The sequence below is a fragment of the Streptomyces racemochromogenes genome (assembly GCF_044129415.1).
GTDB lineage: Bacteria > Actinomycetota > Actinomycetes > Streptomycetales > Streptomycetaceae > Streptomyces > Streptomyces racemochromogenes_A.
In genome coordinates this window covers 64812-77419 of the sequence record NZ_JBBDHD010000003.1, presented here as the reverse complement: position 1 = coordinate 77419, position 12608 = coordinate 64812, and the positions used below count along the sequence as shown (strand labels likewise).

8 protein-coding genes are annotated in these 12608 nt (G+C 70.1%); 5 read left to right on the top strand and 3 right to left on the bottom strand.

Translation table 11 applies throughout. The annotated features are described in order from the left end of the window. The first annotated feature begins 69 nt into the window (after positions 1–69). Positions 70–1101 carry an alanine racemase gene (locus WDV06_RS02055; protein WP_395507835.1) on the top strand — a complete coding sequence of 344 codons (1032 nt, stop codon included), beginning with the start codon at positions 70–72 and terminating at the stop codon, positions 1099–1101. Positions 1102–1106: 5 nt separating this feature from the next. On the opposite strand, the gene WDV06_RS02050 is transcribed toward WDV06_RS02055, so the two are convergent. Both WDV06_RS02050 and WDV06_RS02045 read right to left on the bottom strand, forming a co-directional pair. Further along, entirely contained in the window at positions 1107–2594 is a 1488-nt protein-coding gene (locus WDV06_RS02050) for a glycosyltransferase family 87 protein (protein WP_395507834.1), read from the bottom strand. An 81-nt stretch (positions 2595–2675) separates the two neighbouring features. Next, positions 2676–5234 (bottom strand): transglycosylase domain-containing protein, encoded by a 2559-nt coding sequence (locus WDV06_RS02045; protein ID WP_395507833.1) that lies wholly within the window; start codon positions 5232–5234, stop codon positions 2676–2678. 273 nt (positions 5235–5507) lie between these two features. Between WDV06_RS02045 and WDV06_RS02040 the strand changes: the two genes are divergently transcribed. The 3 genes from WDV06_RS02040 (at position 5508) to WDV06_RS02030 (ending at position 8641) form a co-directional block, all read left to right on the top strand. Next, complete coding sequence (locus tag WDV06_RS02040) at positions 5508–6107, top strand: PadR family transcriptional regulator (RefSeq protein ID WP_395507832.1); 600 nt, start codon at positions 5508–5510, stop codon at positions 6105–6107. A gap of 50 nt (positions 6108–6157) precedes the next feature. After that, positions 6158–7240 (top strand): inositol-3-phosphate synthase, encoded by a 1083-nt coding sequence (locus WDV06_RS02035; RefSeq protein ID WP_395507831.1) that lies wholly within the window; start codon positions 6158–6160, stop codon positions 7238–7240. Between the two features lie 117 nt (positions 7241–7357). Continuing rightward, positions 7358–8641: an MFS transporter gene (locus WDV06_RS02030; RefSeq protein WP_395507830.1), complete on the top strand. Its 1284-nt coding sequence runs from the start codon at positions 7358–7360 to the stop codon at positions 8639–8641. 48 nt (positions 8642–8689) lie between these two features. Here the strand turns inward: WDV06_RS02030 and WDV06_RS02025 are convergent, their stop codons facing one another. Further along, positions 8690–10141 (bottom strand): CCA tRNA nucleotidyltransferase, encoded by a 1452-nt coding sequence (locus WDV06_RS02025; protein WP_395507829.1) that lies wholly within the window; start codon positions 10139–10141, stop codon positions 8690–8692. A 208-nt stretch (positions 10142–10349) separates the two neighbouring features. On the opposite strand from WDV06_RS02025, the gene WDV06_RS02020 reads away from it, so the two are divergent. Next, complete coding sequence (locus WDV06_RS02020; RefSeq protein WP_395507828.1) at positions 10350–12608, top strand: DUF6049 family protein; 2259 nt, start codon at positions 10350–10352, stop codon at positions 12606–12608.

Sequence of the window (12608 nt, the reverse complement as noted above, 5' to 3'; positions counted from 1 at the left end):
CACCCCGCCCCTTCCACACACACCGCACCGCTGCACCACGCAGCTATCCGAGAGAGGCTCCGGACGGGCATGGCGCTCACGCTCTACGTCGACACCGCGCGCTGGCGTGCGCACCAGAAGACGATCATCGACCAGTTCCCCGGTCTGATCCCCGTCTGCAAGGGCAACGGCTACGGCTTCGGCCACGAGCGGCTGTGCGAGGAGGCGACCCGGATGGGCGCCGACATCCTGGCCGTCGGGACCACGTACGAGGCCGCGAGCATCAAGGACCGGTTCGGCGGCGACCTGCTCGTCCTCACCCCGTTCCGGCGGGGTGAGGAGCCGGTGCCGCTGCCGGACCGGGTGATCCGTTCGGTGTCCTCCGTGGACGGGGTCCGGGGCCTGGTCGGAGCCCGCGTGGTCATCGAGTGCATGAGCTCGATGCGCCGCCACGGCATCTCGGAGCAGGACCTGGGCCTGCTCCAGTCGGCGATCGAGGACGTCCGGCTGGAGGGCTTCGCCCTGCACCTGCCGCTCGACCGGCCCGACGGCTCCGACGCCGTGGAGGAGGTCATCGGCTGGATGGACCGGCTGCGCGCGGCCCGGCTGCCGCTGCACACCATGTTCGTCAGCCACCTGCGGGCCGAGGAGCTGGCCCGGCTCCAGCAGCAGTTCCCGCAGACCCGCTTCCGCGCCCGCATCGGCACCCGGCTGTGGCTGGGTGACCACGACGCCACCCAGTACCGCGGTTCGGTCCTGGACGTCACCCGCGTGGTCAAGGGCGACCGGTTCGGCTACCGCCAGCAGAAGGCCGCGTCGGACGGCTGGCTGGTCGTGGTCGCCGGCGGCACCTCGCACGGGGTGGGCCTGGAGGCTCCCAAGGCCCTGCACGGGGTCATGCCGCGCGCCAAGGGTGTCGCCCGGGCCGGCCTGGCCACCGTCAACCGCAACCTCTCGCCCTTCGTCTGGGCGGGCAAGCAGCGCTGGTTCGCCGAGCCCCCGCACATGCAGGTGTCGATCCTGTTCGTGCCCTCGGACGCGACCGAGCCGAAGGTGGGCGACGAGCTGGTGGCCCACCTGCGCCACACCACGACCCAGTTCGACCGGGTGCTCGACGCCTGACCCGGTCAGTCCCGGGGGTCCACGCCCCAGGCCACCCGCTGTCCCTCCGAAGGCGCCGCGTACCGCGGCGCCTTCGCCCTGTGCCCGAGCACGAAGACGTCCTGGGCCCCGTCCAGGACGCCGCCGGACGGGTCGTCCGAGCCGTCGCGCCGCACGACGTCGCGCTCGGGCAGCAGGATGTCCCGCACGACGACCGCGCACAGGTAGAGCGTGGCCAGGAGGTGGACGGCGATGGCCAGCTGGTAGCCCTCCAGCGGCAGCCCCTGGTGCTTGTCCCCGCTGGTCGTGTAGGCGAGGTAGAACCAGATGCCCAGGAAGTAGACGACCTCGCCGGCCTGCCAGATCAGGAAGTCGCGCCAGCGCGGCCGGGCCAGCGCGGCGAGCGGGACGAGCCACAGCACGTACTGCGGCGAGTAGACCTTGTTGGCCAGGATGAAGGCGGCGACGACGAGGAAGGCCAGCTGGGCGAAGCGCGGGCGCCGGGGGGCCGTCAGCGTGAGCAGGCCGATGCCGAGGCACAGCAGCAGGGTCAGACCGGTCGCGTATGTGTTGGCGTCGTCCAGCGGGTTGCCGGTGCGCTGCGAAATCAGCAGCCAGACGGAGCCGAAGTCGATCGGCCGGTCCTGGCTGAACACGTAGAACCGCTTCCAGCCGTCCCAGGCGTAGAGCATGACCGGCAGGTTCACCACGAGCCACGCTCCGGCCGCGCCCGCCGCGGCGGCGCCGAACGCCCGCCACTTCCCGGCCCGCCAGCACAGCACGAACAGCACGCCGAGCAGCAGCACGGGGTAGAGCTTGGCCGCGGTGGCCAGGCCGATCAGGACGCCGGCGAGCAGCGGGCGGCCGCGTGACCACATCAGCATCGCGGCGGCGGCGAGGGCGACGGCCGGCAGGTCCCAGTTGATGGTCGCGTTGAGCGCGAAGGCGGGGGCCAGCGCCAGCAGCAGGGCGTCCCAGGGGCGGCGGCGGTGGGTGCGGGCGACGCAGACGGCGATGACGGCGGCGCAGGCCATGAGCATGCCGGCGTTGACCATCCAGTACATCTGCTCGCGGTGCTGGAGGGCCCCGGACGAGGGGGTCAGCCAGGCGGCGACCTGCATGAAGGCCCCGGTGAGCACCGGGTACTCCAGGTACTGCATGCCTCCGTACTTCGGGTCGACCGCCAGGTCGGGGAACCGGTCGCGGTAGGGCACGAGGCCGTCGGCGAAGCCGCGGGCGGAGTACAGGTGCGGGATGTCGGAGTAGCAGGCGTGGGTGTACTGGGAGCCGGCTCCCTGGAACCAGGCCCAGTCGTAGCAGGGCAGCTTCTGCACCATGCCGAGCGCGAACATGCCGAGGGCCACGAGGACCACGACGCGGACGGGGGCGAGCCACTGGGCGCCCGGGCGGAGGTGGCGGCCGGCCGGCCCGCCGATGAGCTGGCTGCCGGCGGCGGCGACCTCGTCCTGCTGCGTGGGCAGTACGGGCGGCCGGTCCTCGTGCACCTTGGTCATGGGCTCATCCTGCCGTACCGGCCCGGAGACGGGGGAGGGCCGCCGCACGGTGTGCGACGGCCCTCGTGGTGCTGGGGGGGGTCAGCCCTGGGTGCCCATGATGCTGCCCCAGTTGGTTCCGCCGCCCGGGCGGTTCGGGCGGGTCGTGGCGGGCGCGGTCGGCACGTCGGTCGTCCCGCCGGTCGTCCCTCCGGTGCCCGTGCCGCCGGTGGTCTGCGGGTCGCACAGGTTCCAGGGCTTGGGCTTGCACGGCTTGCCCTGGGAGGGGGAGGGCGACACGGACGTGGACGGCGAGGGGGACACGGACGTGGACGGCGAGGCGGAGGGGGACACGGACACCGACGGGCTGGGCGAGGGTGCGCCGGCGGCGTCGGCGACGACGCCGATGTCCTCGGCCTCCGGGAAGTCCTTGACCGGGGTGCCCTTGAGGGCCTCGCGCATGTACTCGGTCCAGATCGCCGCGGGGATGTCGCCACCGTGGATGGAGTCGACACCGCCCACGTGGTTCATGGACATGAGCTTCTTGTCCTTGGAGTTCGGGTCGTTGCGGAAGAGCGTGACCGAGGTGGAGAGCTCCGGGGTGTAGCCGACGAACCAGGCCGACTTGTTCTGGTCGGTGGTGCCGGTCTTGCCCGCGGCGGGCCGGCCCAGCTTCTTGGCCTTGGTGCCGGTGCCGTTCTCCACCACGTTGCGCAGGACCTTGGTGATGTTGTCCGCGACGGAGTTGTCCATGGCCCGGGACTCCTTCGGGGTCTGGAACCCGGGGAGGTCCTTGCCGTCCTTGGTGACCTTCAGCACGGAGAAGGGCTCGTGGTGCGTCCCGGAGGCGGCGAAGGTGGCGTAGGAGTCGGCCATGCGGATCGCGCTGGGCGTCGAGGTGCCGAGGGCGAACGAGGCGTTGTTGTTCCCGTCCATCGACTCTTCGAGGATGCCGGTGGCCTTGGCGACCTGGCGGACCTTGCTGTGGCCGACGTCGAAGACGAGCTGGGCGAACGGGACGTTGATGGACTTCTCCATCGCCTCGTTCAGGGTCACGTAGCCGTACGGGTACTCGCTCTCGTTCTTCTGCTTGAACGGCTGGCCGTCGGGGCCGAGCAGCGGCTTGCCGGAGCGGTCGTTGATCACCGTCAGGTCGTTGGCGTTGTACTTGCTGTTGGGCGAGATGCCCGTGCCCTTGGAGTTCTGCGTGCCGTACTCCATGGCCGCCGCCAGCACGTACGGCTTCCAGGTGGAGCCGACGGGGACGCCGGAGGTGTTGGCGTTGTTGGCGAAGTACTTGTGGTCCCAGCCGGGCCCGCCGTACAGGGCGACGATCGCCCCGGTCTTCACGTCGACGGACGCGGCCCCGAACTGCACGAAGGTGTCGTACTCGGGCCGCTTCTTCTCGTCGAGGAAGTCGTTGCGGGTGTCCTCGACCGCCTTGGACAGGGCGTCCACCTTGGGCTTCTGGAAGGTGGTGCGGATGGTGTAGCCGCCGAGGGCCATCTTCTCGGCGCTGATGTCGGCCGTCTTCATGACGTACGACTTGGCCACCTCGACCAGGTAGCCGGTCTGGCCGGACATCCCGCTCGCCTGGGCGAGGTCGACCCGGGCGGGGAACTCCCGGTACTTGTCCCGCTCGGACTGCTCCATGCGGTGGACGGCGACCTCGCGGTCGAGCACCCACTCCCAGCGGGCCCGGGCGCGCTTCTCGTTGGCCTCGGGGGTGGCCGCGGAGCCGATGCCGCCGTCCGGGTTGTAGAGGTTGGGGCCCTTGAGGAGCGAGGCGAGGAAGGCGCTCTCGGAGGGGTTGAGGTCCTTGGCGTCCTTGCCGAAGTAGGCGCGGGCGGCGGCCTGGATGCCGTACGCGTCGCGTCCGAAGTAGGCGGTGTTCAGGTAGCCGGCGAGGACGACGTCCTTGCTCTCGGTGGTACCCAGCTTGATCGCGATGAAGAGCTCGGTGACCTTGCGCTTGAGCGTCTGCTCGGAGTCGAGGTAGGTGTTCTTGACGTACTGCTGGGTGATGGTGGAGCCACCCTGGGTGGATCCGCCCGAGGCCATGTTCACCACGGCACGGGCAATACCCATGGGATCGACACCTTTGTCCGTTTCGAACGACTCGTTCTCCGCGGCGATCACGGCATTCCGCATGGAGACCGGAATCTGGTCGATCGGGACGATCTGGCGGTTCGTGGACCCGCCGGTGGCCACCATCTGGGAGCCGTCGGCCCACTGGAAGACGTTGTTCTGCGCCTTGGCCGCCTTGTTCACGTCCGGGGTGCCGACCATGGCGATGCCGACGCCGGCCCCGGCGACGATGAAGGCGAAGAGTCCCAGGACGCTGCCGCCGACCAGCTTCCAGGACGGCACGAAGCGCTTCCAGCCGACCTTCCCGGCACGGGGGTAGTCGATGAACCGCTTGCGGCCGCCTCCCCCCTTCCCACCTGGGCGTCCTCGGCCGGCGGGCGGTTGCTGGGCGGCCCGGCGGGTGTCGGCGCGACTGCCCTGGGCACCCGGGTTTCCGTAGGGGCCGCCGGGCGGTGCGCCGGGAGCCTCCCGTCCGGGACCGGCGCCCCGCCCGGGGCGCTGCTGGGCAGCCCGGCGGGACGCGGCGCGGCCGCCGCCTTCGGGCTGCGGCGGTTTGCGGCGGTGCTCGCTCATCGAACGACTACTCCTCGGGCAGGCGAGTGGCCTGGAAGCGGCAGGTGATTCCGGTTCCCCCCGGTGGTCCTGCCGCACAGCCTACGCACGGTCAAAACCCAATCAGTGCCGAAGTTCACCCCAAATCAGGCAACTTGCATCGTACGAATTGGTGATGTGACGCCGGTCACCATGTCTTGGCTTGTCGCCGGAAGCGCCCCGATCTATGGTCTGGATGTATCGAGCCGATACATCAGCTCGGCATAAAACTCAGAGGCAGAGAGGGGCAGGCGGATGAGCAGGCGCTCCGGCATCCTGGAGTTCGCCGTCCTCGGCCTGCTTCGCGAATCCCCCATGCACGGCTATGAGCTCCGCAAGAGGCTCAACACCTCACTGGGGGTATTCAGGGCGTTCAGCTACGGGACTCTCTATCCCTGCCTCAAGACGCTGGTCGCCAACGGCTGGTTGATCGAAGAACCGGGAAACGCCCCGGAGGACGCTCTCGCCGCTTCACTCGCAGGGCGCCGCGCCAAGATCGTCTATCGGTTGACGGCCGCGGGTAAGGAGCACTTCGAAGAGCTCCTCTCCCACACCGGCCCGGACACCTGGGAGGACGAGTCCTTCGCCGCCCGCTTCGCCTTCTTCGGCCAGACCGAACGTGAAGTGCGGATGCGCGTGCTGGAGGGCCGCCGCAGCCGGCTGGAGGAGCGCCTGGAGAAGATGCGCGCCTCGCTCGCCCGCACACGGGAGCGCCTGGACGACTACACGCTCGAACTGCAGCGGCACGGTATGGAATCCGTCGAGCGTGAAGTGCGCTGGCTGAACGAGCTCATCGAGAGCGAGAGGGCGGGACGGGACAAGAGACGACCCGGTCCGTCCGACGAAACACAGTGAGACCTGCATCTCGCAGGCCTCGTTCCGAGAACAAACAGGGAGCAACCGGAATGGGTTCGGTTCGCGTAGCCATCGTCGGCGTGGGCAACTGCGCCGCCTCGCTGGTGCAGGGCGTCGAGTACTACAAGGACGCCGACCCGGCCACCAAGGTCCCGGGTCTGATGCACGTCCAGTTCGGCGACTACCACGTCGGTGACGTCGAATTCGTCGCCGCGTTCGACGTCGACGCGAAGAAGGTCGGCCTGGACCTCTCGGACGCCATCGGCGCCAGCGAGAACAACACCATCAAGATCTGCGACGTCCCGAACAAGGGCGTCACGGTCCAGCGCGGCCACACCCTCGACGGTCTCGGCAAGTACTACCGCATGACGATCGAGGAGTCCTCCGAGGCCCCGGTCGACGTCGTCCAGATCCTCAAGGACCGCCAGGTCGACGTCCTGGTCTGCTACCTCCCGGTCGGTTCCGAGGAAGCGGCGAAGTTCTACGCCCAGTGCGCCATCGACGCCAAGGTCGCGTTCGTCAACGCCCTCCCGGTCTTCATCGCCGGCACCAAGGAGTGGGCCGACAAGTTCACCGAGGCCGGTGTCCCGATCGTCGGCGACGACATCAAGTCCCAGGTCGGCGCGACCATCACGCACCGCGTGATGGCGAAGCTCTTCGAAGACCGCGGCGTCCGCCTTGAGCGCACCATGCAGCTCAACGTCGGCGGCAACATGGACTTCAAGAACATGCTTGAGCGCGACCGCCTGGAGTCGAAGAAGATCTCCAAGACGCAGGCCGTCACCTCGCAGATCCCCGACCGCGAGCTCGGCGAGAAGAACGTCCACATCGGCCCGTCCGACTACGTCGCGTGGCTCGACGACCGCAAGTGGGCCTACGTCCGCCTTGAGGGCCGCGCCTTCGGTGACGTCCCGCTGAACCTTGAGTACAAGCTTGAGGTGTGGGACTCCCCGAACTCCGCCGGTGTCATCATCGACGCCCTGCGCGCCGCGAAGATCGCCAAGGACCGCGGTATCGGCGGCCCGATCCTGTCGGCGTCCAGCTACTTCATGAAGTCCCCGCCGGTCCAGTACTTCGACGACGAGGCCCTGGCCAACGTCGAGAAGTTCATCAAGGGCGAGGTCGAGCGCTAGTCACCGCGCCCGGTCGGGTCCAGGGTCCCCAGGGACGCCTGCTCTTCGACGGTTCTTCCACCGAGGGTCTCCGGACTGTGTGTCCGGAGACCCTCGGTGTATGTGACGCTTGCTCTCATGCCCGTCGTACGTGATCTGCGCGTACTCCTGCGCCGGAGGGACTTCCGCAACCTGCTCGCCGTACGGCTGCTGTGCCAGGCGGCCGACGGGACGTACCAGGTCGCGCTGGCCACCTATGTGGTCTTCTCGCCGGAGAAACAGGCCTCACCCGCGGCCATCGCCTCGGCGATGGCCGTGCTCCTGCTGCCCTACTCCGCCATCGGCCCCTTCGCCGGAGTTCTGCTGGACCGCTGGCGCCGCCGCCAGGTCTTCCTCTACGGCAACCTGCTCCGGGCCCTCCTCGCCTGCGTCACGGCGGCGCTGATCCTCGCGCAGGTCCCCGACTGGCTCTTCTACGCCTCGGCCCTGTCCGTGACCGCGGTGAACCGCTTCGTCCTCGCCGGACTCGCGGCCGCCCTGCCCCATGTCGTCGAAGCCGACGAACTGGTCACCGCCAACGCCCTCTCGCCCACCGCCGGAACACTCGCGGCCGTCGCCGGCGGCGGCCTGGCCTTCCTCGTCCGACTGCTCGCCTCGGGGTCCAACGTCCTCGTGGTCCTGGTCGGCGCCGCGCTGTACCTGTGCGCGGGGCTGATGGCCCTGCGACTGGCCGTGGGCCTCCTGGGACCGGACCACCCTCCCGGGCGGACCCGCCCCTCGGTCGCCGAAGGGGTCGCGCTCACCGTCCGGGGCATGGCCGAGGGGCTGCGCCACCTGGCCGGCCGGCGGGAGGCGGCCCGGGCCCTGACCGCGATGACGCTGATGCGCTTCGCCTACGGCGCCCTGACCGTGATGCTGCTGATGCTCTGCCGCTACGCGTGGTCGGACAACGAGGCCGAGGGCCTGGCTCTGCTGGGCATCGCCGTCGGGGTTTCCGGCGCCGGGTTCTTCGCGGCCGCCGTGGTGACCCCCTGGCTCGTGGGCCGGCTCGGACCGTTGGGCTGGATCACCGCCTGCGCGGCAGGAGCGGCCCTCCTCGTACCGGCCCTCGGCCTCTTCTTCGCCCCCGGGCCGATGCTCGTCGCCGCCTTCGCCCTGGGCATCGCCACACAGGGAGCCAAGATCTCCACCGACACGGTGGTGCAGTCCCGGGTGGACGACGACTACCGAGGGCGGGTCTTCTCCGTCTACGACGTGCTGTTCAACGTGGCCTTCGTCGGAGCGGCAGCGGTCTCCTCGCTGATGCTCCCCGCCGACGGCCGGTCCGTGGCCCTGCTCCTGACCACGTCCCTGATCTACGCCGCGACGGCGGCGTTCCTCCGCCACGGGCGCGACCGGGCCGATGTTTCACGTGAAACGTAGGACCGTTTCACGTGAAACATCGGCCTCCCGCAGGTGCCGCCGCCCCCGTCAGCCCTGGGGCGCCTGCTCGGCCCACCACTGCTTGAGGGCCGCCACGGCCGCGTCGTGCCCCATCGGGCCGTTCTCCAGCCGCTGGTCCAGCAGGAAGGCGTAGGCCTTGCCCACCGCCGGCCCCGGACCGATCTCCAGGATCTGCTGGATCTCGTTGCCGTTGAGATCGGGGCGGATCGCGTCCAGCTCCTCCTGCTCCTGGAGCTGTGCGATCCGCTCCTCAAGCCCGTCATAGGTACGGGACAGGGCGTTGGCCTTGCGCTTGTTGCGGGTGGTGCAGTCGGACCGGGTCAGCTTGTGCAGCCGGTCCAGCAGCGGGCCGGCGTCGCGGACATAGCGCCGCACCGCCGAGTCCGTCCACTCACCGTCCCCGTAGCCGTGGAAGCGCAGGTGCAGCTCCACCAGCCGGGACACGTCCTTGACCATGTCGTTCGAGTACTTCAGGGCCGTCATGCGCTTCTTGGTCATCTTCGCGCCCACCACCTCGTGGTGGTGGAAGGAGACCCGGCCGTCACTCTCGAAGCGGCGCGTGCGGGGCTTGCCGATGTCGTGCAGCAGGGCCGCGAGCCGCAGCACCAGGTCCGGGCCGTCCTCCTCCAGGGCCATCGCCTGCTCCAGGACGATCAGCGAGTGGTCGTAGACGTCCTTGTGACGGTGGTGTTCGTCACTCTCCAGCCGCAGCGCGGGCAGCTCGGGCAGGATCCGGTCGGCGAGACCGGTGTCCACCAGGAGCGCCAGGCCCTTGCGCGGGTGCGCGGAGAGCAGCAGCTTGTTCAGCTCGGCCTGCACCCGCTCCGCCGAGACGATCTCGATCCGGTCGGCCATCGCCTTCATGGCCGCCACCACCCCCGGGTCGACCTCGAAGTCCAGCTGCGCTGCGAACCGGGCCGCGCGCAGCATGCGCAGCGGGTCGTCGGAGAAGGAGTCCTCGGGGGTGCCCGGTGTCCGCAGCACCCCGGCGGCCAGGTCCTCCAGGCCGCCGTGCGGGTCGACGAACTCCTGCTCCGGCAGGGCCAGGGCCATGGCGTTGACCGTGAAGTCCCGGCGGACCAGGTCCTCCTCGATCGAGTCCCCGTAGGACACCTCGGGCTTGCGGGAGGTACGGTCGTAGGCCTCGGAACGGTACGTCGTCACCTCGATCTGGAAGCCGCCGCGCTGCGCTCCCACGGTGCCGAAGGCGATGCCGACGTCCCAGACCGAGTCGGCCCACGGCCGCATGATCTTCAGCACGTCCTGGGGGCGTGCGTCGGTGGTGAAGTCGAGGTCGTTGCCGAGACGCCCGAGCAGCGCGTCGCGTACGGACCCGCCGACCAGGGCGAGGCGGAAGCCCGCCTCCTGGAACCGGCGGCCGAGCTCGTCGGCGACAGGGGCGACCCGCAGCAGTTCGCTGACCGCGCGGCGCTGCACCTGACTCAGGGCACTGGGGTTGTCTTCATTGGCGTTCGGCACAACAGAAAAGGGTACGTGGCCCGCCCGGCGGAGGCCGCCCGGTTTCGCCCGGCGGGACACCGTGCGCGCCGGGCCGCGGTCCGGGAACCGGAACGGATCCGGAACGGATCTTGTGGAGCAAGGCGCGGCACTCGCGCACAGCGCGTCTCGTTACCATGCGTGGACGCAGAACCGACGACCACTGACACTTCGAGGGACTGGTGAGCGCGTGGCCGAGGCGGCAGAAATCCAGGGGGCGGCCTCCGCCCCTGCCCGGCGCCGATGGCTGCGGCGGGCGGTCGTCCTGCTGAGCGGGACGCCGGTGCTGGCCGCCCTGATCTACGCCCCCGCCCCCGCGGCCCAGGCCGCCGAGACCCCCTCCGTCGACGTCCAGCTGACCGAGGTGTCGCCCAGCGCTCCGGTCAAGAGCGACACGCTGACCATCCAGGGGACCGTGGTCAACAACGGCCGCGAGACGATCAAGGGAGCCCACGTCGGACTGCGGGTCGGGCCCCTGGTGGGCGACCGGTCGGCCATCGACGAGATCGCGGACCGCAAGGGCTTCCGGCCGGGCACGGACCCCGCGGAGATCGACCCGGCCTTCGCCGTGAAGATCGACTCCCTGCCCTCGAACGTCGGCCAGCCCTTCACGATCAAGGTGCCGGTCAACAAGCTGGACCTGGGCGCCGACGGCGTCTACCAGCTGGGCGTCTCCCTGTCCGGGTCGACCGACAGCCGCCCGTCCGAGCAGGTGCTCGGCATCCGGCGGACCTTCCTGCCCTGGCAGCCGGACCCCGCCGCCAAGCGCTCCTCCCTCACCTACGTGTGGCCGTTGATCGCCACGACCCGCGTCACCGCGGAGACCGGCTCGGACGAGGTCCAGACCCCGGTCTTCACGGACGACTCACTCGCCGAGGAGCTGCGGCCGGGCGGCCGCCTGGAGCGGATGGTCTCCCTCGGCAAGGACCTGCCCGTCACCTGGGTCATCGACCCCGACCTCCTCGCCACCGTCGACGCCATGACCAAGGGCTACCGGGTGCGCGGCCCGAACGGCGGGAAGCCCGTCCAGGGCCGGAGCAAGGCCGTCGCCGAGCAGTGGCTGAGCGCCCTGGAGAACGCCGTACAGGGCAAAAAGGTGGTCGCCCTGCCGTTCGCCGACCCCGACATCGCCTCCCTCGCCCACCACGGCAAGGACGTCTCGGGCACCCTGGGCCAGCTGCGGCCCGCCACCGACAAGGCCAAGCAGGCCGTCGAGACGGTGCTGCACGTCACGCCCTCCACCGACTTCTCCTGGCCGGTGGACGGCGCGATCGACCCGGCGATCGTGAACGTCGCCACCTCGGCCGGCGCCCACAACGTCCTCACCCGCAGCGACAGCCTCCAGGAGACCGGCGCCCTCGGCCACACCCCGAGCGCCGCCCGTCCCATCGGCGCGGGTACCACCGCCGTGGTCGCCGACGCCGAGCTGTCCACCGCCTTCGAGGGCGACATGGCCGGCGCCGGGAACTCCACGCTCGCCGTGCAGAAGTTCCTCGCCCACAGCCTGGCGCTCAATCTCCAGGGCGGCGACGAGCCGCGGAGCTACGTGGTCGCACCCCAGCGCCGTCCCTCCGCCAGCCAGGCGGACTCGATGGCCATCGCCCTGCGGGGGCTCCAGGCCGCGCGCTGGAGCCAGCCCTCCGACCTGGAGGCGGCGGCCGCGGCCAAGCCCGACCCCGGCGCCGCGACCCAGGTCCCCGGCGCCGGCCAGTACCCGGAGGCCCTGAGCAGGCAGGAGCTGCCCGTAGCGGCCTTCGAGAAGATCCGCACCACCCAGAACACCCTCGACCACTTCAAGGTCATCCTCACGGCCCCGGACCGGGTGGAGATCCCCTTCGGCAACACCACCAACCGGGAGATGTCCACCTCCTGGCGCGGCCGCCCCGAGGAGGGCGACCGCTACCGCGACGAGGTCCAGGCCTACCTGGTCGGGCTGACCGACAAGGTCAAGGTCGTCCCCAAGTCGGACGCCACCTTGTCCGGACATAGCGCGACGATCCCGGTCAGCGTGCAGAACAGCCTCGTCCAGGACGTGCACAACCTGGTGCTGCGGGTGAAGTCCGCCAACCCGACCCGCCTGATGTTCAGCGAAACGGAACAGGAAGTCACCGTTCAGGGCGGCCACAGCCAGACGGTAAAGTTCACCGCCAACGCCACCGCGAGTGGTCCGGTCGAGGTCACCGCACGCCTGTTCACCAAGGACGGCGTGCCGTACGGCAAGGAACGCAGGTTCACCGTCGAGGCCACCGAGATCACCCCCACCGTCATGCTCGTCATCGCCGGCGGCGTGCTCCTCCTCGTCCTTGCGGGCATCAAGATGTACGCCAGCCGCAAGCGCGTCGCCGCCAGGGCGGCCGCCGAGGAGAGCACGCAGCCGAGTGACGAGACCACGGACACCGGACCGCAAAGCACAGAGGGGTCCGGAACGGGTGAGACAGTGGACCGTTGA

What these genes read in the sequence shown, in the direction of transcription:
- WDV06_RS02055 (WP_395507835.1), top strand. Translation starts at nt 70, where the DNA reads ATGGCGCTCACGCTCTACGTCGACACCGCGCGCTGGCGTGCGCACCAG.
- WDV06_RS02050 (WP_395507834.1), bottom strand. Translation starts at nt 2,594, where the DNA reads ATGACCAAGGTGCACGAGGACCGGCCGCCCGTACTGCCCACGCAGCAG.
- WDV06_RS02045 (WP_395507833.1), bottom strand. Translation starts at nt 5,234, where the DNA reads ATGAGCGAGCACCGCCGCAAACCGCCGCAGCCCGAAGGCGGCGGCCGC.
- WDV06_RS02040 (WP_395507832.1), top strand. Translation starts at nt 5,508, where the DNA reads ATGAGCAGGCGCTCCGGCATCCTGGAGTTCGCCGTCCTCGGCCTGCTT.
- WDV06_RS02035 (WP_395507831.1), top strand. Translation starts at nt 6,158, where the DNA reads ATGGGTTCGGTTCGCGTAGCCATCGTCGGCGTGGGCAACTGCGCCGCC.
- WDV06_RS02030 (WP_395507830.1), top strand. Translation starts at nt 7,358, where the DNA reads ATGCCCGTCGTACGTGATCTGCGCGTACTCCTGCGCCGGAGGGACTTC.